The 22,772-nt window shown below is 69.5% G+C and carries 23 protein-coding genes; 2 read left to right on the forward strand and 21 right to left on the reverse strand.

Annotated features, from left to right (window positions below):
* Positions 1 to 12 precede the first annotated feature (12 nt).
* The 6 genes from ccsB to hemL form a co-directional block, all read right to left on the reverse strand.
* A complete protein-coding gene (gene ccsB, locus LPH33_RS18475; RefSeq protein WP_229565345.1) occupies positions 13 to 1,002 on the reverse strand; it encodes a c-type cytochrome biogenesis protein CcsB in 990 nt (329 codons plus the stop codon).
* Complete coding sequence (gene resB, locus LPH33_RS18480; RefSeq protein ID WP_106201466.1) at positions 1,002 to 2,669, reverse strand: cytochrome c biogenesis protein ResB; 1,668 nt, start codon at positions 2,667 to 2,669, stop codon at positions 1,002 to 1,004. Before resB ends, ccsB begins: the two co-directional genes overlap by 1 nt.
* On the reverse strand, positions 2,666 to 3,484 hold the full coding sequence (locus LPH33_RS18485) for a cytochrome c biogenesis CcdA family protein (RefSeq protein WP_016696083.1): 819 nt from the start codon (positions 3,482 to 3,484) through the stop codon (positions 2,666 to 2,668). The genes resB and LPH33_RS18485 overlap by 4 nt, the downstream gene beginning before the upstream one ends.
* A gap of 2 nt (positions 3,485 to 3,486) precedes the next feature.
* The gene (locus tag LPH33_RS18490; RefSeq protein ID WP_106201465.1) at positions 3,487 to 4,092 is read right to left on the reverse strand and encodes a TlpA disulfide reductase family protein; all 606 of its coding nucleotides are present in this window, start codon (positions 4,090 to 4,092) and stop codon (positions 3,487 to 3,489) included.
* Positions 4,089 to 4,739 (reverse strand): histidine phosphatase family protein, encoded by a 651-nt coding sequence (locus tag LPH33_RS18495; protein ID WP_016696081.1) that lies wholly within the window; start codon positions 4,737 to 4,739, stop codon positions 4,089 to 4,091. The genes LPH33_RS18490 and LPH33_RS18495 overlap by 4 nt, the downstream gene beginning before the upstream one ends.
* Positions 4,740 to 4,800: 61 nt before the next feature.
* Complete coding sequence (hemL, locus tag LPH33_RS18500; RefSeq protein ID WP_229565347.1) at positions 4,801 to 6,126, reverse strand: glutamate-1-semialdehyde 2,1-aminomutase; 1,326 nt, start codon at positions 6,124 to 6,126, stop codon at positions 4,801 to 4,803.
* A gap of 126 nt (positions 6,127 to 6,252) precedes the next feature.
* On the opposite strand from hemL, the gene LPH33_RS18505 reads away from it, so the two are divergent.
* On the forward strand, positions 6,253 to 8,199 hold the full coding sequence (locus LPH33_RS18505; protein WP_145693272.1) for an acyl-CoA dehydrogenase: 1,947 nt from the start codon (positions 6,253 to 6,255) through the stop codon (positions 8,197 to 8,199).
* Here the strand turns inward: LPH33_RS18505 and LPH33_RS18510 are convergent.
* From LPH33_RS18510 to LPH33_RS18545, 8 genes are all read right to left on the reverse strand, one after another.
* Positions 8,181 to 8,669, reverse strand: a complete 489-nt coding sequence (locus LPH33_RS18510) for a hypothetical protein (RefSeq protein ID WP_088897071.1) — start codon at positions 8,667 to 8,669, stop codon at positions 8,181 to 8,183. The two genes, LPH33_RS18505 and LPH33_RS18510, sit on opposite strands and share 19 nt — an antisense overlap.
* A gap of 236 nt (positions 8,670 to 8,905) precedes the next feature.
* Positions 8,906 to 9,439 (reverse strand): hypothetical protein, encoded by a 534-nt coding sequence (locus tag LPH33_RS18515; protein WP_229565349.1) that lies wholly within the window; start codon positions 9,437 to 9,439, stop codon positions 8,906 to 8,908.
* Positions 9,436 to 10,413, reverse strand: a complete 978-nt coding sequence (gene hemB, locus LPH33_RS18520) for a porphobilinogen synthase (protein ID WP_060650866.1) — start codon at positions 10,411 to 10,413, stop codon at positions 9,436 to 9,438. The genes LPH33_RS18515 and hemB overlap by 4 nt, the downstream gene beginning before the upstream one ends.
* 86 nt (positions 10,414 to 10,499) lie before the next feature.
* Complete coding sequence (locus LPH33_RS18525) at positions 10,500 to 12,065, reverse strand: uroporphyrinogen-III synthase (RefSeq protein WP_016693742.1); 1,566 nt, start codon at positions 12,063 to 12,065, stop codon at positions 10,500 to 10,502.
* 63 nt (positions 12,066 to 12,128) lie between these two features.
* Positions 12,129 to 13,139, reverse strand: coding sequence for a hydroxymethylbilane synthase (hemC, locus tag LPH33_RS18530; protein ID WP_016693741.1), 1,011 nt, complete (start codon positions 13,137 to 13,139; stop codon positions 12,129 to 12,131).
* On the reverse strand, positions 13,136 to 14,557 hold the full coding sequence (locus LPH33_RS18535) for a glutamyl-tRNA reductase (protein WP_026061480.1): 1,422 nt from the start codon (positions 14,555 to 14,557) through the stop codon (positions 13,136 to 13,138). Before LPH33_RS18535 ends, hemC begins: the two co-directional genes overlap by 4 nt.
* On the reverse strand, positions 14,554 to 15,423 hold the full coding sequence (locus tag LPH33_RS18540) for a redox-sensing transcriptional repressor Rex (RefSeq protein WP_026061479.1): 870 nt from the start codon (positions 15,421 to 15,423) through the stop codon (positions 14,554 to 14,556). The genes LPH33_RS18535 and LPH33_RS18540 overlap by 4 nt, the downstream gene beginning before the upstream one ends.
* A gap of 159 nt (positions 15,424 to 15,582) precedes the next feature.
* Positions 15,583 to 15,873 carry a glutaredoxin family protein gene (locus LPH33_RS18545; protein ID WP_006552340.1) on the reverse strand — a complete coding sequence of 97 codons (291 nt, stop codon included), beginning with the start codon at positions 15,871 to 15,873 and terminating at the stop codon, positions 15,583 to 15,585.
* 241 nt (positions 15,874 to 16,114) lie between these two features.
* Here LPH33_RS18545 and LPH33_RS18550 point away from each other — a divergent pair, with 241 nt between their 5' ends.
* A complete protein-coding gene (locus LPH33_RS18550; protein WP_229565351.1) occupies positions 16,115 to 17,071 on the forward strand; it encodes an HAD family hydrolase in 957 nt (318 codons plus the stop codon).
* Positions 17,072 to 17,137: 66 nt separating this feature from the next.
* On the opposite strand, the gene LPH33_RS18555 is transcribed toward LPH33_RS18550, so the two are convergent.
* The 7 genes from LPH33_RS18555 to LPH33_RS18585 form a co-directional block, all read right to left on the reverse strand.
* Positions 17,138 to 18,121, reverse strand: coding sequence for a lysophospholipid acyltransferase family protein (locus tag LPH33_RS18555; RefSeq protein ID WP_016693736.1), 984 nt, complete (start codon positions 18,119 to 18,121; stop codon positions 17,138 to 17,140).
* Entirely contained in the window at positions 18,118 to 19,149 is a 1,032-nt protein-coding gene (locus LPH33_RS18560; RefSeq protein ID WP_088897069.1) for an NAD-dependent epimerase/dehydratase family protein, read from the reverse strand. Before LPH33_RS18560 ends, LPH33_RS18555 begins: the two co-directional genes overlap by 4 nt.
* 224 nt (positions 19,150 to 19,373) lie before the next feature.
* Positions 19,374 to 19,475, reverse strand: coding sequence for a 30S ribosomal protein bS22 (locus LPH33_RS18565; RefSeq protein WP_003402602.1), 102 nt, complete (start codon positions 19,473 to 19,475; stop codon positions 19,374 to 19,376).
* Between the two features lie 261 nt (positions 19,476 to 19,736).
* The gene (locus LPH33_RS18570) at positions 19,737 to 19,973 is read right to left on the reverse strand and encodes a helix-turn-helix domain-containing protein (RefSeq protein WP_006552345.1); all 237 of its coding nucleotides are present in this window, start codon (positions 19,971 to 19,973) and stop codon (positions 19,737 to 19,739) included.
* 260 nt (positions 19,974 to 20,233) lie between these two features.
* Positions 20,234 to 21,094 carry a pyrroline-5-carboxylate reductase gene (proC, locus tag LPH33_RS18575; protein WP_026061476.1) on the reverse strand — a complete coding sequence of 287 codons (861 nt, stop codon included), beginning with the start codon at positions 21,092 to 21,094 and terminating at the stop codon, positions 20,234 to 20,236.
* Positions 21,095 to 21,171: 77 nt separating this feature from the next.
* Entirely contained in the window at positions 21,172 to 22,029 is an 858-nt protein-coding gene (locus tag LPH33_RS18580; protein ID WP_229565353.1) for a thioesterase family protein, read from the reverse strand.
* Complete coding sequence (locus LPH33_RS18585; protein ID WP_145693269.1) at positions 22,026 to 22,691, reverse strand: MerR family transcriptional regulator; 666 nt, start codon at positions 22,689 to 22,691, stop codon at positions 22,026 to 22,028. The genes LPH33_RS18580 and LPH33_RS18585 overlap by 4 nt, the downstream gene beginning before the upstream one ends.
* Positions 22,692 to 22,772: the final 81 nt, after the last annotated feature.

Here is a 22,772-nt window from a genome sequence, read left to right on the forward strand (position 1 = left end):
ACGATAGCAGCCTCAGTTGAGCCCAGCGTACGAGTGCAGGCCCGAGACGACCATGTTGATGATGAACAGGTTGAACAGCATCGCGACGAAACCGGCGACGTTGATCCAGGCCGCGCGGGTGTTGCGCCAACCGGAGGTCGCACGGGCGTGCAGGTAGGCGGCGTAGACGACCCACGTGATGAACGAGACCGTCTCCTTCGGGTCCCAGCCCCAGAAGCGTCCCCAGGCCGCCTCGGCCCAGATGGCACCGAGGATGATGCCGGCACCGAACAGCGGGAAACCGATGATCGTGGTGCTGTAGGCGAGACGGTCGAGGGTCTGGGCGTCGGGCAGACGCTCGGCGAGCGACGCGAACACACCGCTGCGCTCCTCACCCTTCGGGAAACGGATGCGCAGGAGGAACAGCAGGCTCGCGACACCCGAGACGAGGAAGATGCCGCTGCCGACGCTGATGATCGTCACGTGGATCGGCAGCCAGAACGAGCGCAGCGCGGGAACCACCGGGGCGGCGTCGGCGTAGAGCACGGTCGCCGCGAGGAACATGAGGATCAGGACGGGAACCAGCAGGTACACCCACATGGTCCGGTAGGCCGGCTTGCGCAGGACGATCAGGCCGAAGATCACGGCGGCGGTGCACGCCATCGCGACGAACTCGTACATGTTGCCGAGCGGGAAGCGCTCGGTGGCCAGGCCTCGGAGCACGATCGAGGCGACCTGCAGTCCGGCGACCACGACGACCAGCGCTCGGCCCATGTTGCCGAGACGCTGCGACAGGGCGCGCTTCGGCGCCTCCTCGACGCGACCCGGGCCGGCGGTGCGTTCGACGCTGTCGGAGGCCGGTCGCCGGCCGGCCGCGACGAGTTCGCGTTCCCGTTCGGCCACGACGTCGGCGCGGTGGGTCGCATATTCGGCGACGAGCAGCACCAGCGCCAGCACGAGCACCGCGAACGCCGATTCGAAGGCCCAGTCGCTGTACCGCGCCAGGGTGTCGTTCTGTGTCATCAGTTCTTCTTCTCCTGTGCCGCCGGGGCGGAGGGTGCATCGTCACCGAGGAGTCGCTCGACCAGTCGGTCGAACTCGTCTCCCCATCCGGCCTGATCGGTCCGTGCGAGACCACCGAGTTCTACTACGGTTCGTCGTTCACCGTCGTTCACTGTACCGCTCGGGTACGCGCGCGCCCACACTCTGCGTCGTTTGACCAGCAGCGACACGAGCAGACCGGCCATCATCGCGATCGCCGCGACGAGCACCCACTGCTGCGCCGGGTCGTGCGAGACCTGCAGGTTGACGAAGTCGGTGGCCTTGTCGAACCGAACCTCGGTGCCGTCGGCGAGTGTCACGCTCTCCCCCGGACGCAGGTTCACGCGGTCCTGCTTCACGAGGCGGCCCTGGTTGATCAGTTCCTTGTTGAGCGAGAACAGCGACTGCGGGCTGCCGGTGTCGAGACCGGAGTCGCCCTTGTAGACGTCGATCGCGACGGCGGGGTCCATCATCGCCGGGAAGATCGACGTGAGCAGCGTGCCGTGGAAGGACGCCGTCGGCGCGAACAGTCCCTCGAGCGCGATCTGGTTCTTCCGGCGCTCGTCGGCGTCGGGGTACATGCCGCCGGGAGGGTCGAAGCGCATGGCGCCGCTGCTGAGGAAGGTCGTCGCGTCGTCGGGCGCCCACTGCATCGTCTCGGTGCGGGTCTCGCCGTTCGGCCAGGTGACGGTGAAGGTCGGGGCGTAACCGTGACCCTGCAGGTACACGCGGTCGCTGCCGACCCGCAGCGGATGGTTGACCTTCAACTGCGCGTCGCGCCAGGTGTTCGTGACGAGGTCGTCGCCGTACTGGTACTCGATGTCGGAGGTGAACATCTCGGCCTGGCCGTTGTCGAGATAGTCGGCGGCGAAGGTGTTCACCCGCACGCACATGGGGTTCAGGCCGGTGCCGTCGAGCGTGCTGCCGGCGCGGAACGAGTCGAAGGAGGCGGGCGAGGTGGTGCAGAACTCCTCGCCGTTCGCGACGAGGATGCGCTGCCCCTCGTAGCCGAAGAGCTTGCCGGCGGCGACGGCGACGAGCAGCCCGACGAGGGAGATGTGGAAGACCAGGTTGCCGGCCTCGCGCAGATAGCCCTTCTCGGCGGACAGGGTCATCTCGCCGTCACGTCCGCGGGCACCGCCCTCGCGGCGCACGACCTTCCAGCCGCGCAGTTCTCCCTGGATCCGATCGAGGGCGTCGGCGGGGCTGTCGGCCACGGTCGTCTGCGTGTGGTGCGGTAGGCGCTGCAGGTTGCGCGGCGCGGCGACCGGCGGGGTGCGCAGGGCGTGGAAGTGCTCGACGCACCGCGGCAGGATGCAGCCGACCAGCGAGACGAACAGCAGCACGTAGACGGCGGTGAACCAGAAGCTGCCGAAGACGTCGAACAGCTCGAACCGGTCCATGATCGGTCCGAGCGTCGGGCGGGCCGCGATGTACTCGTCGACCTTCTGGGTGTTGAGGCTGCGCTGCGGCAGGAGTGCGCCCGGGATCGCGGCGAGCGCGAGCAGGAACAGCAGGACCAGCGCGGTCCGCATCGACGTCAGGCCGCGCCAGGTGTTCCGCACGAAGGCCGTGGCACGTCCGAGCGCGCCCTGTCGCGGCGGAGGCGACGGTTGCGGTGCGGGGGTCGGGGTGTGTGTCGCGGTCATACGGGCAGAGTCACTTCCGAGATGAACGAGTCACGGACCCAGGACACGAACAGGTCCCACGCGCCGGTGACGAGAGCGATGCCGACGGCCATGAGCATCAGGCCGCCGACGATTTGCACGGTCCGCGCGTGGGTGCGCAGCCAGCCCACCCCGCGCAGCGCCCGCGCCGAGCCGAGCGCGAGCACGACGAACGGCAACCCGAGGCCGAGGCAGTAGGCGACGATCAGCGTCACCCCCCGTGCCGCGGTGGTGCCCTCGGTGCCCGCCGCCAGCGAGATGACGCCGGCGAGGGTGGGGCCGAGGCACGGGGTCCACCCGAGCGCGAAGACCGCGCCGAGCAGCGGGGCGCCCGCGAGGTTCGAGATGCGCCGGGGCGCCGGGCGCGTGTCGCGCTGCAGGGCCGGGATGAGGCCGATGAAGACCAGGCCCATCACGATGGTGACGACACCGCCCACCCGCATGAGCAGTTCGCGGTTGACGGCCAGCGCGGAGATCGCCCCGAACACCGAGGCGGTCGCGAGGACGAACACCACGGTGAATCCGAGGACGAACAGCCCGGCGGCACCCGCCACCCGGAGGCGACCGTCGCTGCGGACGGTCGTGGTGCGGGCACCGGCCTGCTCGGCGGTGACGGCGGGAGCCTCGGCTCCCACCACCCCGGCGAGATAGGACAGATAGCCGGGAACGAGCGGCACGACGCACGGCGACGCGAAGGAGACGAGACCGGCGAGCAGGCACGCGCCCATCGCCAGCAGCAGCGGACCCGACAGGGCCGCGTTCTGGAAGGTCTCCCCGACACCCGACGCAAGGATCACTGTTACTGCTCCGAATCCGGTTCCGCCGCGACCCGCTCGACGACCGGTTGCAGGTCCTCGGCGAGCAGTTCGGTCAGGTAGACCGCGGCCACGCGGTGCTCGCGGTCGAGGACGACCGTCGTCGGCACGACCGAGGTCGGGTAGTTCCGTCCGAGGGCGAGCAGCGAACGCATCGGCGGGTCGTAGATCGACGGGTAGCCGATCTGCTGGTCGGTGACGAAGTCCTGGGCCTTGTCGCGCTGGTTGTCGCGGACGTTGATGCCGAGGAACTGCACCCCGAGATCCTTGGTGGCCTCGTAGACCTCCTCGAGATCGTCGGCCTCGCTGCGGCAGGGCGCGCACCACTGGCCCCACACGTTGAGCACGACGACCTGGCCCTCGTAGTCGTCGAGGGAGATGGTCTCCCCCTCGTTCATGAGGTCCTCGCCGGTGAGCTCACCGAGGGTGCCGCGTTCGGCCGGGGGATCGTAGAAGATGCGGGTCTGCCCGCCGGGCGAGACGAAGTCGAACGTTCCCCCGGTGGCGACGGCGTCGTCCCCGGTGGCGCAGGAGGTGAGCAGGACGGCACCGCATATCGCGGCGACCGTCGCCCGGAACACCTTTCTCATGCGCCGTGGACGTTCGGGTCGGAGGCGCCGGCCGGCTCGGAGTAGACCAGGTCGACGAGGGTGTCGCCCTCGTAGACCAGGGAGGTCAGCGAGGCGAGGCTGCACTGGCGGCGACGCGGGTCGTGCCACAGGCGCTCGCCCTCGAGGAAGCGGCGCAGCGTCCACACCGGGAGCTGGTGGCTCACGCACACCGCTTCGCGTCCCGCCGCAGCCACGCGGGCCGCGTTGACGGCGGCGAGCATGCGGTGGGCGATCTGCAGGTAGGGCTCGCCCCAGGAGGGAGTGAACGGATCGCGCAGCTTCCACCAGTGGCGCGGCTTGCTGAGCGCGCCGTCGCCGACCGAGACCTTCAGGCCCTCGAAGTCGTTGGCCGCCTCGATGAGGTTCTCGTCGGTGCGGATCTGCAGGCCGTGCTTCTCCGCGATCGGGGTAGCGGTCTGCTGGGCCCGTTCGAGCGGGGACGCGACCACGTGCGCGATGTCGTGGTCGGCGAGCGACGCCGCGACCGCTCGTGCCTGGGCCTCGCCGGTCACCGACAGCCGGAAGCCGGGCAGGCGGCCGTAGAGGATTCCGGAGGGGTTGTGGACCTCTCCGTGGCGGAGCACGTGCACGATCGTGCGGGTCTCGGACGGGGCGGCGTCGGTCACGTCGATGTTCCTCGAGGGGTGTGGGAGGGGCGGGTTCGTGTGAGCAGGCAGGAGAGCGGCGCTACGGCGCGGTCGCCGCGGCGGCCGCGCGAGCGGCATGCGGCAGCGCGTCGGCGATCCGCGAGAACGCGTCGTCGTCGAGCGCGGACGAGACGAACCATGTCTCGAAAGCGCTGGGGGGTGCGTAGACGCCGCGCTCGAGCAGCGCGTGGAAGAAGGCCGGGAAGCGCCAGGTCTGCGCGGCCTTGGCCTGCTCGTAGTTCGTCACCGGCTCGTCGGTGAAGAACACGCTCAGCAGCGTGCCGGCGTTCTGGACGCGATGCGGCACCCCTTCTGCGGCGAGTGCCTCGCCGAGCAGACGACCGAGGGTCTCGGCGTTGCGGTCCAGGGCGGCGTAGACGTCGGCGTCGGCGGCACGCAGGCTCGCGAGGCCCGCGGCGACGGCGACGGGATTACCGGACAGGGTGCCGGCCTGGTAGACCGGTCCGTTCGGGGCGAGATGGGCCATGACATCGGCGCGACCACCGAAGGCCGCGGCGGGCAGACCACCGCTCATGACCTTGCCGAAGGTCATGAGGTCGCCGGAGACCCCGTCGATGCCGTGCCAGCCGGTCGGGCTCGCGCGGAAGCCGGTCATCACCTCGTCCATGATCAGCAGCGCGCCGTGCTCACGCGTGAGCTCGCGCAGACCCTCGTTGAAGCCGGGGACCGGCGGGACGGTGCCCATGTTGCCGGCGGCGGCCTCGGTGATGACCGCGGCGATCTCACCGGGGTTCGCCTCGAAGGCGGCACGCACGGCGGCGAGGTCGTTGTAGGGGACGACGACGGTGTCGCCCGCCTGGGCGCCCGTGACGCCGGGAGAGGTGGGCAGACCGAAGGTGGCGAGGCCGGAACCGGCGTCGGCGAGCAGTGCGTCGACGTGACCGTGATAACAGCCCGCGAACTTCACGATCTTCGACCGGCCGGTGAATCCGCGCGCGAGACGGACGGCGCTCATCGTCGCCTCGGTGCCGGAGTTGACGAGCCGGACCTGCTCGACGGGCGCGATGCGGGCGACGATCTCTTCGGCGAGTTCGACCTCGCCCTCGGTGGGGGCACCGAACGACAGACCCGCCAGCGCGGTCGATCGGACGGCCTCGACGACCGCGGGATGCGCGTGCCCGAGAATCATCGGACCCCAGGAACACACCAGGTCGACGTATGTTTTTCCGTCGACGTCGGTGAGCAGCGGACCCGATCCCGATGCGAAGAAGGGAGGATTGCCGCCGACCGATCCGAACGCGCGGACCGGAGAGTTGACGCCCCCCGGTGTCACCTTCGATGCCCGGTGGAAGAGTGCGGCGGATCGAGTGTCGTGGGTGGACGAAGCATCGGGGGTCGCAGTCACGACTTCCAGTGTCCGTAGTTTCGCGGGATTTGCCAAAAACAGAGGTCCTCAAACCTCATGTGTTTTTTCTCCCTTACCAGGAAAAAGGGACACCGTGAGTGACTTGTCGCACCTATCGTCTGAGGCATGCCGACGACAGCCGAACACCTGCGCATCGCACTCGACGGTGCGTGGCACGAAGCACGCGAACGCGCACGCAAGGATCTCGCGCACGAGAAGTTCGCGCCGCACTACACCCCCGAGACCGACAAGGCCCGCGCCATCACGCTCGAGCAGATGCGCATCCTCGCCGAGCACGGCTACGCCGCGGCGGGCTTCTCCGTCGAGTCCGGCGGCACGGGCGACGCGGGCGGTGCGGTCGCATCCATCGAGATGCTCGCGATGTCCGACCTGTCGCTGATGGTCAAGGCCGGCGTGCAGTGGGGACTGTTCGGCGGTGCCGTCGAGAACCTCGGCACCGAGCGGCACCACGAGAAATACGTCAAGCGGCTCATCGATCTCGATGTGCTCGGTTGCTTCGCGATGACCGAGACGGGGCACGGCAGCGACGTGCAGTCGCTCGAGACCACGGCGACCTACGATCCGGACAGCCAGGAGTTCGTGATCCACTCCCCCACCCCGTCGTCCCGCAAGGACTACATCGGTGGCGCGGCGCAGCACGCCCGGTTCGCGTCGGTCTTCGCGCAGCTCGTCACGCAGGGTGAGACACATGGCGTGCACTGTTTCGTCGTCCCGATCCGCGACGAGGACGGCAACGACCTGCCGGGCGTGACGACCTCCGACTGCGGTTACAAGGGCGGCCTGCCGGGTGTCGACAACGGCCGCATCGTCTTCGACCAGGTCCGCATCCCCCGGGAGAACCTGCTCAACAAGTACGCCGACGTCGAACCGGACGGCACCTACGTCTCGGACATCGACAACCCGAGCCGGCGGTTCTTCACGATGCTCGGCACGCTCGTCCGCGGTCGCATCACCGTCGGCGGCTCGGCGGGTGCGGCGGCGCGGGTCGCGCTGAGCATCGCCACCCGCTACGCCGAGAAGCGCCGCCAGTTCGACGCCCCCGGACGCGACGGTGAGGTGCCGATCATGGACTATCTCGTCCACCAGCGTCGCCTGCTCCCGCTGATCGCCCGCTCGTACGCGCTCGGCTTCGCCCAGAACGAGCTGCTCACGACGATGCACCGGCTGCAGTCGACGTCGCTGCAGGAACTCGACGCGCAGGAACAGCGCGAACTCGAGGGTCGCGCGGCGGGCCTCAAGGTCGCCAACACCTGGCACGCGTCGCGGGCGATCCAGGAGTGCCGCGAGGCGTGCGGTGGTGCCGGTTACATGGCCGAGAACCGGCTGACGGCGCTGCGCGCGGACGTCGACGTGTTCACCACCTTCGAGGGCGACAACCACGTCCTGACCCAGCTGGTCGCGAAGGAACTGCTCACCGCCTACGCCGACGAGGTGCAGGGCATGAGCCCGGTGGAGTGGATGCGCTTCGCCGCGACCACCATCTCCGACATCGTCAAGAAGCGCACCGCGGCGCAGCAGATCATCCAGACGATCGTCGACACCCGCCAGGACAACGAGGAGGACGGCAGCCTCTTCAACCGCGGCACCCAGGTAACGATGTTCGAGGACCGCGAGCAGTACCTGCTGTCCACCGCGGCCCGGCGCCTGCAGGCCGCGATGAAGCGCGAGGACAACCCGTTCGACGCCTTCAACTTCGTGCAGGACCACGTGCTGCACGCCGCCCGCGCCCACATCGACCGCGTCGTGCTCGAGGCGTTCGTCGCCGCGATCGAGGACTGCAAGGACGAGACCGCCGGCGACCTGCTGTCTGAGCTGTGCGATCTCTACGCGCTGACGATCATCGACGAGGACAAGGCGTGGTTCATGGAGCACCGCCTGCTGTCGGTCGAACGTGCCAAGGCCGTCACGCGCGGGATCAACGAGCGGTGCCGCAGCCTGCGTCCGCACGCGCTGACGCTCGTGGACGGGCTGGGTGTGCCCGACTACCTGCTCGGCTCGGCCATGCTCGACCGTGAGGGAGCGGTCGTCCCGCCTCAGGAAGTCGCGGTCTGACCCGGGTCGCCGACGAGCTCACCGAGCCGTGCTCGCAGCTCGTCGGCGTCCTTCGCCCACGCCCGCACGAACGTCCCTCCGGTGAGCCGTAGTCCGACGGGCTTGCGGCCGCGCGGCACGTCGGCCAGTTCGCCGAGGCTCCGGGCGGTCTCCCAGCGTTCCGGATCGCGCCGGTCCTCCGGTGGCGGCGGCAGCACCGCCTCGATCTCGGCGACCGGTAGTTCCTCGGTGCCCTGCCGAAGGGTCGTGGAGGTGAGCTCGACACTGACGTGCCGACGGGCCGCCACGACCATCACGTAGGAGAAACCGGCGAGCACGATCGCGATGATCGGCAGTGCCGCCCAGTGCACGACGGGACCGGTGAGCAGTTCGACGACCAGGGCCACGACGCAGAACAGCGGACCGATGGCGACCGTGCGCCATCGCGCCCCGGGTTCGTGGAACAGCGGCCCGGTCGCGTCGGTGCCCATCGGGTCGGGGGTCGTCGGGTCGGTCAAGCGGCGAACGCGCCGGGGATCACCAGCAGCACGGTGGTCACCAGGCCGAGGAGGGCGATGAGAGCGATCAACACCAGTTCGCGACGGCGCCCATAGGGCCGCGGTTCCACCTGCATGACGTCCTTTTCGCTCGACGGAAAGGGCCGTGCGGCCCACATGGTGAGCCCACCGTACTCTTCCGTCGCGCCCGACGAAACCGAGTGGTACGTCTATTCTTCCGGCAGTCGCAGGAAGAACCGGTTGGCATCCCGCCGGTGCATCAGCACGATCGCTCCGACGGTCGCGACGGCTTGCAGAATGCCCACCACACCGAGTATCCAGCCCGCGCCGCCCTCCCCGACGCCCACACCGAAGACGGTGGGCAGGGTCGACAGCGACATGAACACCCCGAGCAGGGTGAGCAGCATCCGGGCCCAGTTCTTGGCCTTCAACAGCTGCCTGACCACCAGATACAGCAGTCCGACGATCACCAGGCCGATGCCGGCGGTCAGCGCGACCAGCACCGGAACCGCCGATTCGAGCTGCTCCGTCGTGACCCCCTCGACGGCCTGATCGGTGGCCATCATCGTCATCAGATCGAGCAGTTCGTCGCGTCGACCGAGCAGATCGGCGAGACTTGCCGCCAAACTCACGACGGCGAGAGCGAGTACCCCGCACCACAATTGGTAGGCCGTCGTGACGTCTCCGGGAACGGGACGATTCGCCGCGGGACCGGGCCCGACAGGAGGTGCGGGGAAGCTCATGACAGGCGACCCGCGACCTCGGCGGCCCAGTAGGTGAGGACGACGTCCGCGCCGGCCCGCCGGATGCCGACCAGCGATTCGAGGATCGCCGCGTCGCGATCGATCCAGCCCTTCTGCGCGGCCGCGGTGATCATCGAGTACTCCCCCGAGATCTGGTAGGCGGCCACCGGGACGGGCGATCGGTCGGCGACCTCGCGCAGCACGTCGAGGTACGACATCGCCGGCTTGACCATCACCATGTCGGCGCCCTCGGCGAGGTCGAGGTCCACCTCGTGCAGCGACTCGCGACGGTTCGCCGGATCCTGCTGGTAGGTGCGGCGATCCCCCTCGAGGGACGAGCCGACGGCGTCGCGGAAGGGACCGTAGAACGCCGAGGCGTACTTCGCGGAGTAGGCGAGCTGACCGACCTCGGTGTGCCCGGCCTCGTCGAGCGCCGACCGGATGAAGCCGATCTGACCGTCCATCATGCCGCTCGGGCCGAGCAGATGCGCTCCGGCCTCGGCCTGCGCGACGGCCATCTCGGCATAGCGCTCCAGGGTGGCGTCGTTGTCGACGACACCGGTGTCGGTGAGCACACCGCAGTGGCCGTGATCGGTGAACTCGTCGAGGCAGGTGTCGGCCATGATCACCGTGGAGTCGCCGAGTTCGCTGCGCAGCGACCGCAGCGCGCGGTTGAGCACACCGTCGGGATCGCTCGCCGCGGAACCGCGGGCGTCCTTGTCCTCGGGGCGCGGCACACCGAAGAGCATCAGGCCGCCGACACCGGCGGACACGGCCTCGGCCGCGGCCTTGCGGAGCGAATCGGCGGTGTGCTGGTACACACCGGGCATCGACGCGATCTCGCGCGGCTCGTCGAGACCGTCGGCCACGAACATCGGCAGCACGAGGTGGCGGGGTTCGAGGGAGGTCTCTGCCACGAGTCGTCGGATGGCAGGTGTGCTGCGCAGCCGGCGGGGACGGATGTCGGGAAACATGGGGAGAACACCTTCCATACGGGCCGTGCGCGGCCCCGGTAGTGGCGACTACCGGAACCGCGCACGGATCATCGGATCACGAGAGATCAGCGGCGGGCGCGGGACTTCTTCCGCGGCGGGGGCAGCGCGCCCTCGGCGCGGAGCCGGGCCGCATGCTCGGCGAGCGCGTCGACCAGGGGCCCGATCTGCGCGGTCTCGGGCTGCACGTCCACCCGCAGGCCGAACTCGATCGCCGTCTCGGCCGTCTTCGGGCCGATGCACGCGACGATCGTGCGGGCGTGCGGCTTGCCGGCGATACCCACGAGATTGCGGACGGTCGACGACGAGGTGAAGCACACCGCGTCGAAACCACCGGTCTTGATCATCTCGCGGGTCGCGGCCGGCGGCGGAGCGGCACGCACGGTGCGGTAGGCGGTGACGTCGTCGATCTCCCAGCCGCGCTCGCGCAAGCCCTCGGCGAGGGTCTCGGTGGCGATGTCGGCGCGCGGCAGCAGCACCCGGTTGACCGGGTCGAAGACGTCGTCGTACGGGGCGAACTCCGCGAGCAGGCCGAGGCTGGACTGTTCGCCGCTGGGCACGAGCTCGGGGATGATGCCGAACGAGCGCACCTTCGCGGCGGTGGCCTCACCGACGCACGCGATCTTGACGCCGGAGAACGCCCGCGCGTCGAGACCGAACGCCTCGAACTTCTCCCACACCGCACGCACCGCGTTGGTAGAGGTGAAGACCACCCACTGGTAGCGGCCGTCGACCAGTCCCTTGACCGCGCGTTCCATCTGCGCGGGACTGCGCGGCGGCTCGACCGCGATGGTCGGCACCTCCATCGGGATGGCGCCGTGCGTGACGAGCCGCTCGCTCATCTCGCCGGCCTGATCCTTGGTGCGGGGCACGAGCACGGTCCAGCCGTACAGCGCGCGCGACTCCCACCACGACATCTTGTTGCGGTGCGAGACGACCTTGCCGACGGTGACGACGAGCGGCCCGACGAGCTCGGAACCCGCATCGTTCAGGGTCGCGAGGGTGGCCTCGACGGTGCGCTGCTGGCGGGTGGTGCCGCGCACGGTGATCGCGGCGGGGGTCTGCGGCGCGAGACCGTGCTCGACGAGCGCGCTGGCGGTCTCGGCGAGGTGACCGGAGGTCGCGTGGAGAACGAGGGGGCCGGGGGCTGCGGCGAGCGCGGCCCAGTCGACCTCTCCGCGCACGTCGACCTCGGTGTGGCACGAGCCGAGCGCCATGCCGGCGTAGCTCGGCACCGACGACCCGGCGGGCAGGCCCGGCAGGACCTCGAAGACCACCTGGGTGCGGGCGACGGCGTTGACCTCGGCGATCACCGAGTCGGTGGTGAGGGGGTCGCCGGCGACGAGGCGCACCACGTCGCGTCCGGCCTTCGCCTCGGCGACGAGCGTCTTGGCGACCTCGGCGGGCTCGCCGAGCGCGGGGCGGACCTCGGCGACGGGCTCACCGGTCTCCGGGTCGGTGCCGTGATCGACACCGACGAGGGCCACGACACCCTTGTCGACATCGGGGTCGGTGAAGGCGATCGTGGCGCCCGCCAGCACGTCACGCGCGCGCACGGTGAGCAGCGCAGGATCGCCCGGACCCGATCCCACGAACAGGATGCGCCCGGGGTTGTGCTTACGGACTCGGCTCATCGGTCATTCTCCAGTGCGGTCAAATCAGCGGTAAGGGCAAATCGGGTGACGGTGACGGCTGGGTCAATCATCGGCAGGTCTCGTCTCGGGGACGACCCCGTGCTCGACCATGAGCTCGCGCGCACCGAGCTCGAGCAGTTCGCGGGCGACACGACGACCGAGTTCCTCGGCCTTCTCCGGCGCCCCCACCGCGCTCGCTCGCAGCACATCCGATCCGTCCATGGCGGCGGCGCATCCACGCACCGACAGTTCCTCGATCACCCGGCCGTCGTCGTCGAGCGACTCGACGACGTCGGCGATCGCCCCCACCGGTGCGGTGCATCCGGCTTCGAGTTCGGCGAGCAGCGAGCGCTCCGCGACGACGGCGGCGCGGCTCGGCGCGTGGTCGAGTCCGGCGAGCAGCTCGATCATCTCGGGATCGTCCGACCGGCACTCGACGGCGAGTGCACCCTGCGACGGTGCGGGCAGCATCTGCACCGGTTCGAGGGACTCGGTGACGCGGTCCAGGCGTCCGATGCGCGACAGTCCGGCACGCGCGATGACGATCGCGTCGAGTTCGCCGGAGTCGACCTTGCCGATGCGGGTGTCGATGTTGCCGCGCAGCGGTTCGATCTGCAGTCCCAGGCCGAGCGCGGCGAGTTGTGCCCGCCGGCGCGGCGCCGAGGTACCGACCTTCGAGCCGGGCGGCAGCTCGCCGAGGACGAGTCCGTCGCGGGCGACGAGCGCGTCACGCGGATCCTCCCGCTCGGGGACGGCCGCGACGACCAGACGCGGATCCTGGAAGGTCGGCAGGTCCTTGTAGGAGTGCACGGCGACGTCGACCTCACCGGCGAGCAGCGCCTCGCGCAGCTCGGCGGTGAACACGCCGACGCCGATGCGCTGCACCGGGCCGGGCGTCACGTCGCCCTTCGTGGTGATGACGACGAGCTCTGCCGGGCGACCCGCGGCGATGAGTGCGTCGCGCACGGTACCGGCCTGGGTCGTGGCGAGCACGCTGCCGCGGGTACCGATCCGCAGAGGACGATCCTGCCGAGCAACATCGTCGCGGGAAACCGATGCGGCTTCGGTGCTCATGCGGTGCCGTCCTTTCGTGAGGCCTGGAGTTCGGTGGTGACAGCGGGGTCCAGTGCGGCGGACAGATCCCCCGAGAGGGTGGGATCGGTCAGCGAGCTCAGATCCTTGGTGGGTGTCGCGACCGCCTCGACCGAGCCCGGGCGCAGCTCGAACAGCTCGCGCAGGGCCTCGGCGTACTGGTCGCCTCCCGGCGTCGACGCGAGCTGCTTGACGCGCACCGTCGGGGCGTGGAGGAGCTTGTCGACGACCCGGCGCACGGTGCGGGCGACCTCGCCGCGCTGGCCGTCGTCGAGATCGGGCAGTCGCGATTCGAGGCGCATCAGTTCGCCCTCGACCACCTCGGCGGCGCGCTGACGCAGTGCCGTCACGGTGGGGGTGACCTCGGCGAGTCGCTGCGCGGTGAGGTACTGCGACAGCTCGGCGGCGACGATCTTGCGGGCGGCCTCCGCGTCGGTCGCGGCGGCACCGGCCGACGGGTCGCGTTGCAGCGACTCCATGTCGAAGACCTGCACGCCCGGCAGACCGGCCACGGCGGTGTCGACGTCGCGGGGCAGACCGAGATCGCAGATCGCGAGGGGGCGTTCGCCGCGGCCGGGCTGCGCGAGTGCGCGGTGCGCGTCGGCGAGGGTGACGACGGCGCCCACCGCTCCGGTGCAGGTGACGGCGACGTCGGCGCGGCTCAGCGCGGTCGCGAGATCGTCGAATCCGACGACCTCGGCGTCGACACCGGCGGCCCGTGCGGTCTCGGCGAGTCGCTCGGCACGGTCGCGGGTGCGGTTGGCGACGACGATCGAGCCGACCTCGGCGCGGACGAGATGCGCGACCGCGAGGCCGCCCATGGCGCCGGCGCCGATCACCGCGGCGGTGCGACCCTTCAGGTCGCCTCCGAGGAAGTTCGCGGCCTTCTCGAGCGCGACCGACACGACGGACGCACCGGCGGCGTCGATGCCGGTCTCCGAGTGCACCCGCTTGCCGACGCGCAGCGCCTGCTGCGCGAGTTCGTGCAGGGTGCGGCCCGCGGCCTGCTGGGCGTCGGCGGCGGCGTAGGCGGTGCGGATCTGGCCGAGGATCTGCTGCTCCCCCACGACCATCGAGTCGAGCCCGCTGGCGACGGAGAAGAGGTGTTCGGCAGCGGCCTCGCTGTACCGGACGTAGGCGTGCTTGTGCAGTTCGGTGACGGGCAGACCCGAGTGCTCGGCGAGCAGTTCGCTGACCGCGGCGAGCGCGCCGTGGAAGGCGTCGACCACCGCGTAGATCTCCACCCGGTTGCAGGTGGAGACGATCATCGCTTCGGAGATCTTGTCCGACGCCAGCATCTTGTCGGTGAGCTTGGGACGGTCGGTGTCCGTGACCGCCACCTTCTCGAGCACCGGGACCGGTGCGCTCCTATGCGATATCCCGACGAGGAGAACACTCACGGTGCGATCACCGATCCGTTTCTGGTCGCGGCCGAGCCCATCGGACCCGCCTTTCCTGTTGTGGTACGCCGTGCAGAGCTCCGGGTGGACACCCGCGGGATGCCGGCGGGGCGTACGTCGCCGGCTGCAGGACGAACGTCAGCGGTCGCGGCGCGGGGGGTCTCCCCGTTGCGCGTGCTGTTGAACGAGAGAACCTGCATCTCGACGGACAGATCGACGCGTCGGATCTCGACGTGGTCGGGGACATCGAGTTCGACGGGAGCGAAGCTCAGGATGCTGCGCACTCCTGCGAGCACGAGCCGATCGCACACCTGCTGCGCTGCCTCGTCGGGGGTGGCGACGACACCGATGGTCGCGCCGAGTTCACGGGCTCCGTTCTCGAGATCGTCGACGTGACGCACGACGAGATCGCCCACACGTGTGCCCACCACGTCGGGATCGGAATCGAAGAGTCCGGCCATCGTGAATCCGCGGCGGTCGAAGCCCGGATACCGGGCGAGGGCGCGGCCGAGGCTGCCCACTCCGACGAGCACGACACGATGGCCCCGGTCGAGTCCGAGAGCTGCTTCGATGCGGGACTGGAGGCGCAGGACGTCGTAGCCGACGCCGCGCACTCCGTTGGGTCCGAGGAAGGACAGATCCTTGCGCAGTTTGGCCGAACCGACCCCGGCCGCGGCCGCGAGTTCCTCACTGGAGACGATGAGGGTGCCCGCTTCGGCGAACGCACCGAGGACCCGGAGGTAAGTGGCGAGACGCGTCACAGTAGCCTGTGGGATATCGCGGACCGGAGGGGTGGGAGTGGCACCCTCGCCGGACTCGGCGGTGCCGCGAGCGTCCTCGCCCTGCGGTGGGTGCAACTGCGTCACGGTACGTGGCTCCTCGTCCGGCCGGTGGATACACGCCTGGCCTCACGGTGATCCGGGAATTCGTTCACACCACGGTAACCGCTTGTGAAGCCATGCACAAAGTTGCTCGAAGCACCCCGAATGTGCTTCCCACCTGCTGTACGACAAGGACCTGCCGACTCAGCGGGCGAGATCTGCGCGCAGTCGCGGCTCGTCCACCTCCCAGTAGCTGTGCTCGCGTCCGTCGAGGAGAACGACGGGCAGACGGTCCCCGAATTCGGCCCGCAGATCGGGATCGGTTGCGGCAGCGACATCCACGTCGATGCAGGTGACCTCGACGCCGAGCTCCTCCGCGAGCGCCTCGAGCTGCTCGCGCGCCGGACCGCACGCACCGCACCCGGCGCGCACCAGAAGGGTCAGGTGATGACGGCTCGCGGAGCCGCTCGTTGCCGATGACGATTGCTCACTCATGCCTCCACTGTGCGGCACGACCTGTCGAGATGAACGTCACACCCGGTCACGGGGGCGACGGCCTCCCGGTGACGGGCCGTATCGCGGGCTAGGCTTGGCGCGGGTCACCCGTGTATGCGGGCGCCGTGTGCGCGGCGCCCGGAGCACAGGGGTCACACGGGGCCCGCCCGTTTCGACAGCCCCGCCCGTTACGACACCGGAGGTGCGAGTGCCAGGACGTTCGTTTCCCTACGGATGGGGCATGGGTGAGACGTGGGCGCGCATCATCCGTCCCGGACGTCGGCTCTTCTCTCGCAAGTTCGGGCCCAGCGAGGAAGAGGTCCGCGCCAATCTCGCAGGTGAGGCGAGCGCCGATGCCGCCCTCGCGTTGCAGGAATCCCGTGTCGAGCCCGAGCCCTCCCCCGACACCACTCCCGTCCCGCGCGATCTGACCGCGGCGGCGTTCTTCGACGTCGACAACACGATGGTGCAGGGCGCGTCGATCATCCACTTCGCCCGTGGCCTCGTCGCCCGGGACTACTTCGACAAGTCCGACCTGTTCGAGTTCGCCTGGCAGCAGGTCAAGTTCCGCCTGACGGGCAAGGAGAACATGAACGACGTCGCGTCCGGTCGCGACAAGGCTCTGTCGTTCGTGCAGGGCCGCTCCACCGAGGAACTGCGCCGGCTCGGCGAGGAGATCTACGACGACATCATCGCCGACAAGATCTGGCCGGGCACCCGCGCGCTCGCGCAGATGCACCTCGACGCGGGCCAGCAGGTGTGGCTCGTGACCGCGACGCCGGTCGAACTGGCCGACGTCATCGCCGAACGCCTCGGCCTGACCGGTGCGCTCGGCACCGTCGCCGAGTCGGAGGACGGCGTCTTCACGGGCCGCCTCGTCGGCGACATCCTGCACGGTCTCGGCAAGGCGCACGCGGTGCGGGCCCTCGCGATCCGTGAGGGTCTGAATCTCAAGCGCTGCACGGCCTATTCGGACAGCCACAACGACGTGCCGATGCTCTCGGTGGTCGGCACGGCCGTCGCGATCAATCCCGATCCGGACCTGCGGCAGGTCGCTCGCACACGTGGGTGGGAGATCCGCGACTTCCGGACGGCGCGCAGGGCCGCGAAGGTCGGGGTTCCGACGGCGCTCGGCCTCGGTGCCGCGGGTGGTGCGGTCGCGGTCCTCGTGGGCCGCCGCCGCGACCGAGCGGCCTGACAGTACAGCCGCGACCGAGCGGCCTGACAGTACAGCCGCGACCGAGCGGCCTGATTTCCGTCTTTCTCAGCCGAGGAAGACGTTCCGCCGGCGCGTGAGCAGCTTGTAGAGGGTCTGCTGGATCGTCTCGCGCACGTGGTCGGTGACCTCGAACAGGACCATCGGATCCTCCGCCGCGGCGTCGTCGTACACGTCGGTGACGATCGGTGTGCCGAACTCGATGTACCACTTCGACGGCAGCGGCACGATTCCGAGCGGGCCGAGCGCCGGGAACAGCGGGGTGATCGGGAAGTAGGGCAGGCCGAGCAGACGCGCGAGCGAGGTGAGGTCGGCGATGTTCGGGTAGATCTCCTCGGAGCCGACGATCGAGCACGGCACGATGGGCGCCTGGGTGCGCAGGGCGGCCGACACGAAACCGCCGCGGCCGAACCGTTGCAGTTTGTAGCGCTCCTTGAACGGCTTGCCGAGTCCCTTGTAGCCCTCGGGGAAGACCGCGACCACCTGGTCCTGCCGGAGGAGCCGTTCGGCGTCGGGATGGCACGCGAGGGTGTGGCCGGCCTTGCGCGTCACCGTTCCGACGACGGGCATACCGAAGGCGAGGTCGGCGGCGAGCATCCGCAGGTGACGATCCGCGTGATCGTGCACGGCGACGGAGGTCATCAGTGCGTCGACGGGGAGCGTGCCGGCGTGGTTGGCGACGACGAGTGCGCTGCCTTCGGCGGGGATGTTCTCGACGCCTCGGACCTCGACGCGGAACCACTTGTCGAACAGGGGTCGCAGGACCGGCAGGACGACGTTCTCGGTGAAGTGCGGGTCGAAGCCGAAGTCGTCGACCTCGTAGTCGCCGGTCATCCGGCGACGGACGAACTCGGCGGTGGCGGTGACCTGTTGTGCGAGGGTGCCGCGCAGGTCGTCGAGGAACCGGTCGGTGCGGCTCACCTGTTCGGGGGTGGGCGGTGGCCCCATCGACGGATGGGGTGTGCGTGTGACCCGTTCGCCGGGACGGCGGTTGCCGGCGTGCAACGGGATGACCTTCGCGACCTCCGTCATCGCGTCTCCCTCGTCTCTCCGAGCACGGAGAGCGCCATCGACTCGGCCTTGTCCACCCATTCGGTCTTCACGATGCGGGTGAGGGCGAGGCCCCGGGCGAAATCGTCGAGCGCTTCTCTCGTGGTCCAGCGTGGTTCGAATCCGAACTCGTTGCGCATGCGCGTGGTGTCGAGTCCGCATCCGAAATGGAAATAGTCGAGTTCTTCCTTGGTGAAGGAGTTCATCACGGAACCCATGAGTGCGTGCCCGGCCGTGCGGAACAGCGCGTAGGGCATCGGCACGGTGACGCCCCCGGCCCGGCGCACGGCCTGGGTCATCATGACGATGCCCTCACCGGCGATGTTGTACGTCCCGGGTGGTCCGGCGACGACCGCGTGTTCGAGCGCGCCGAGCGCGTCCTCCTCGTGCAGCAGCTGCAATCGCGCGTCGCGGCCGAGCACGTTGGGGACGAGCGGGGAGGTGAGATAGCTCGACACCGAGCCGGGCAGCCGGTTCCCGACGGTGGGTGCGAGCCGGAGGATGGTGGTCGCGATGTCACTGCGCCGGCGGGCGACGCCACGCAGGTAGCCCTCGACCTCCATCATGTCGCGGGCGAAGGCGCCCGTGGGCCGGCGGCGGGCGCTCATCTCCTCGGTGAACTTCGCGGGATCCTTGGCACTCGAGCCGTAGACGACGGACGACGAGCGCAGCACGATCCTGCGCACCGAGGGTGCCTTCTGGCACACCGCGAACAGCTGCATCGCGCCGAGGACGTTCATGTCCTTCATCGCCGTGCGGCTCCCCGACTTGGGGGCCTTCGTGACGGCGGACGCGTGGACGACGGTGTCGACGTCCATGTTGCGGATGATCTTGCCGATGAGAGGGTTGCGGATGTCGGCGAGCACGAACTCGGCCCGCCCCATGCGCCGGAGCATGTCCTTCGACGGCGACTGGGTGTCGACGCCGATCACCCGCTCGATGTCCGGATTCTGAGCGAGCCTGGTGACGAGGAAACCACCCAGGAACCGACTTGCTCCGGTGACCAGCACGACTCGTGGACGTGCCACTTCGTGCCCCTGCGAAACCACTCGTGAAACCCCCTGCTGCACCACACGCGTCATCGGTCACATTCGCCCCGACGCGGTATGCCGTCCCACAATACGGCCACTTCGCTGCCATCGCACGACTCGCGGGTGAACTTCCGGGTACCGGGATGCACAGACGAACGATGCCCGTCACCATGGAGGTGACGGGCATCGGACAGGCGCAGGGCTTACTTGCCGAGTTTACGACGCTGCACTCGGGTGCGGCGGAGCAGCTTGCGGTGCTTCTTCTTCGACATGCGCTTACGGCGCTTCTTGATCACAGATCCCATGTGGGCATCCCTCACGTTCCTTGTAGCGTTCCTGCGCACGCCGGTGACGTACGCCTGATGTATGTCGACGCTGGGCCTCGTGGCGACGAGTAACAGCGCCTCACGACACCGGCTGGCCGGTACGACGACAAGCAATCCTACCGGGGCGGCCCACCCGGCGTGAAACCGAGGTCCGCCCCGGAACGCGACTTCCCTCGCGCACCGGATCCGTTCGTCGTACCGTCGTCCCCCGACGACGCGCCGACCGTCCCTGTCCGACCTCTATCCGACGTCGAAGTACGACGTCTCGAGGTAGTCGTGGACGGCCTTCGCATGCACGCGGAACGAGCGTCCCACGCGCACTGCGGGTAGTTCGCCACTGTGCACCAGCCTGTACACGGTCATCTTCGACACCCGCATGAGAGCTGCCACCTCGGCAACCGTCAGGAACTGGGTACCGGCGAGAACCGACTGTCCGTCTTGAGGTTGACCCTTCGACGGCGTGTTTCCTGAAACCATTACACACCTCCGGCACGCCCGCGCCGCCGGCTTCCCCTCCGGCGGAACAGACACGCACGTGCTGATTCGAGCTTAGCGTGACGAATGGTTCCTGTGCGACGATGCAGCTGGGGAATTTCCGGCGGGCGGCTGTTCGTCGCCACGCTACGCCCCGCAGTGACGTCTGTCAGCGTTCCGCAGTGACGCCTGTGAGCGTTCCGCAGGGACGCCTGTGAGCGCTCCGCAGTGACGCCCTGCGAGAGCCTCGGGTGGACGCCCTGTCAGGCGGTTCCGGACAGCCCCTCCCGGGCCGCGGGCGACGGCTGGTCCGATGCCGCCCCGAGCTGCGCGGAGCGACGCTTCGCGGCGTCGAGCGCCTCGTAGAAGGCCGTACGCAGCCCTCCACGCTCGAGTTCACGGATGGCAGCCGCCGTGGTGCCACCCGGCGAGGTGACCGCGGCGCGCAGATCGGCGGCGTTGTCCCCCGAACGCGCGAGCATCGCGGCCGAGCCGGTCATCGTCTGCACCACCAGATCGGTGGCCACGGCCCGCGTCAGGCCGAGCGAGACACCGGCGTCGATCATCGCCTCCGCGACGAGAAAGAAGTAGGCGGGGCCGGATCCGGAGACCGCGGTGACCGCGTCGATCTGCGATTCCGGGACCACCGAGACCGTTCCCACGCTCGCGAGGATCTCGCGGACCGTGTCGAGATGCTGCTGCTTGACGTACCGGCCGGCGGACAGCACGCTCGCGCCCTCCCCGACGAGCATCGGGGTGTTCGGCATCACGCGCACGACGGGGAAGCCCGCCGGGAGCTTGGTCTCGTAGCGAACCGTCGGGATGCCTGCGGCCAGCGACACCAGGATCTGCTCGTCGTCGTTCCCGGCGTCGACCGCTGCGAGAGCGGTGACGACGACGTCCACGTCGTTGGGCTTGACGGCCACGACCACCACATCGGCGCCTTCCGCGGCGTCGGCGGTGCTGTCGGTGACCCGGATCGAGTAGGTCCGCGACAGTTCCTCGCGCCGTTCCTCGAACTTCTCGGCGACCACGAGGTCCTTGGTCGCGAAGCCGTTCTTCAGCAGACCCGAGACCAGCGCCTCGCCGATCCTGCCGCCACCGATCACTGCGATTCTCGTCATGGGGACAGCCTGCCACGACCGTCCGTGCGGCCTACACCACGGTCGCCGCCCGTCGGGACGGGCCGCTGTCGGGCGGATCAGCGCGGCATCATGGCCAGCTGACGCGACTGCACGACCACCTGGCCGGTCGAGTCGACGACGGTGTGGTCCTCTTCGAACCAAGTGTTGCCGAGGACGCTGCTCTCGGCGATGACGCGCAGCCATCCCGGAGCCGGCACCCGCCGCAGATATGCGGTGAGTTGCACCGTCGGCGCCCAGCCGAAACGGCCGAGGTTCATCGCGACGGGAGCCGACACGTCGCCGCACATGAGCGCGAACAGCACCGAGGTGTCGACATCGGCCTCGTCGCCCGGCGACGGCCGCGTCCACATCGACACGAGCGGTTCGCCCTGCTGCCCGTCGAGGAAACGCGCGGTGGCGGAGTCGATCCGGAGGCGGGAGGTGGCGGCGAACTTCACGATCTGCCCCATGGGGTGCTCGGGGGTGACGAGCACCGACTCGGCCGGCGGGTCGGCGGGCATGGTGGTCGCGCGGTGCGGCACGGTGTGGAAGGGCTCCTCGGAGTCCGGCGTGCCGAGGGTGACGCTCGCCCGCACCGCCACGCGTCCGGCCTGGGACAGTTCGACGTCCACGAGACCGATCTGCTTGCCCTGTTTGCGCAGCACGGTGGTGATCTCGACGTCGCCGGGATCGGGCGCGGCGACGAACGAGGTGCTGACGGCGAGGGGCTGGGTGAGCGGGTCGACGCCGGCGTCGAGCACCGACCTGCGCGCCGCGGACGCGCACACCGCGAGCATGCATCCGCCGTGCACCTTGGGTCCGATGGTCCACACCGGATCGATGTGCGCCTGCCAGGCAGAGGTGCCGTCGGGGTGGTCCCCCGGCACCCGGGTGACCGAGGTCAGGTCGAGGAAGGGCCGGTCGGTGAGGGTCACTGCTGCTCCTGGTCGTCGTTCGGGGCCTGATCGGCGCCGGTCGTGGGGAGTTCACCGGACCCGAACATGCGGGCGGCGAGATGTTGGTGGGCCAGTCGGCGCATGGCCGTGAGGACCGGTTCGTACAGGGCCGTCCCGAGCACGGCCGCTTCCACGGTGGCCTCCCGGGAGTGCGTCGGCAGCAACTCGAGATCGACTTCGGCGATGGCGCGGACGTGCCGGCCGTAGGCGTCGATCCGGCGGTCGTCCATCCGCAGGCCGGCGGCCTCGAGGGCCGCGAGCGCGTGTTCGAGTTGGGCCACGCCCGCGAACCGCGGGTCGTAGATCTGGCCGAGGTGTTCGAGCACGCGGCGGGCGCGGGGGTAGTCGGGGCCGATCGAGTCCTCGACGTAGGGCGGCAGCGCGGCGATGGCGTGGCCGAGTTCGACGAACAGGTCGTCGCGCGGGTTGTCGACGAGGTCCACGACGGTCTTGATCTTCTCGAGGGGCAGACCCTGCGCGGCGAGAGCGCGGACCAGACCCAAACGGCGGACGTGCCGGTCGTCGTAGGTCGCCGAGGTGACGCTCGTCGCCACGCCCGGCATGAGCAGCCCTTCACGCAGGTAGTACTTCACCGTCGGCAGCGGTACGCCGCAGCGCTCGGCGAGTTCCGAGATACGCACAGATCACCTCCATCCCTTGACACCGGATACTACAACTATCCAGTATTGGATAGTGAAACTATCCAGTGGTGGAGTCCCGGC

The organism is Rhodococcus sp. RDE2, from assembly GCF_020885655.1.
GTDB lineage: Bacteria > Actinomycetota > Actinomycetes > Mycobacteriales > Mycobacteriaceae > Rhodococcus > Rhodococcus pyridinivorans.

What these genes read in the sequence shown, in the direction of transcription:
- ccsB (WP_229565345.1), bottom strand. Translation starts at nt 1,002, where the DNA reads ATGACACAGAACGACACCCTGGCGCGGTACAGCGACTGGGCCTTCGAA.
- resB (WP_106201466.1), bottom strand. Translation starts at nt 2,669, where the DNA reads ATGACCGCGACACACACCCCGACCCCCGCACCGCAACCGTCGCCTCCG.
- LPH33_RS18490 (WP_106201465.1), bottom strand. Translation starts at nt 4,092, where the DNA reads ATGAGAAAGGTGTTCCGGGCGACGGTCGCCGCGATATGCGGTGCCGTC.
- LPH33_RS18505 (WP_145693272.1), top strand. Translation starts at nt 6,253, where the DNA reads ATGCCGACGACAGCCGAACACCTGCGCATCGCACTCGACGGTGCGTGG.
- LPH33_RS18510 (WP_088897071.1), bottom strand. Translation starts at nt 8,669, where the DNA reads ATGGGCACCGACGCGACCGGGCCGCTGTTCCACGAACCCGGGGCGCGA.
- LPH33_RS18515 (WP_229565349.1), bottom strand. Translation starts at nt 9,439, where the DNA reads ATGAGCTTCCCCGCACCTCCTGTCGGGCCCGGTCCCGCGGCGAATCGT.
- hemB (WP_060650866.1), bottom strand. Translation starts at nt 10,413, where the DNA reads ATGTTTCCCGACATCCGTCCCCGCCGGCTGCGCAGCACACCTGCCATC.
- LPH33_RS18525 (WP_016693742.1), bottom strand. Translation starts at nt 12,065, where the DNA reads ATGAGCCGAGTCCGTAAGCACAACCCCGGGCGCATCCTGTTCGTGGGA.
- hemC (WP_016693741.1), bottom strand. Translation starts at nt 13,139, where the DNA reads ATGAGCACCGAAGCCGCATCGGTTTCCCGCGACGATGTTGCTCGGCAG.
- LPH33_RS18545 (WP_006552340.1), bottom strand. Translation starts at nt 15,873, where the DNA reads ATGAGTGAGCAATCGTCATCGGCAACGAGCGGCTCCGCGAGCCGTCAT.
- LPH33_RS18550 (WP_229565351.1), top strand. Translation starts at nt 16,115, where the DNA reads ATGGGTGAGACGTGGGCGCGCATCATCCGTCCCGGACGTCGGCTCTTC.
- LPH33_RS18555 (WP_016693736.1), bottom strand. Translation starts at nt 18,121, where the DNA reads ATGACGGAGGTCGCGAAGGTCATCCCGTTGCACGCCGGCAACCGCCGT.
- LPH33_RS18565 (WP_003402602.1), bottom strand. Translation starts at nt 19,475, where the DNA reads ATGGGATCTGTGATCAAGAAGCGCCGTAAGCGCATGTCGAAGAAGAAG.
- LPH33_RS18570 (WP_006552345.1), bottom strand. Translation starts at nt 19,973, where the DNA reads ATGGTTTCAGGAAACACGCCGTCGAAGGGTCAACCTCAAGACGGACAG.
- proC (WP_026061476.1), bottom strand. Translation starts at nt 21,094, where the DNA reads ATGACGAGAATCGCAGTGATCGGTGGCGGCAGGATCGGCGAGGCGCTG.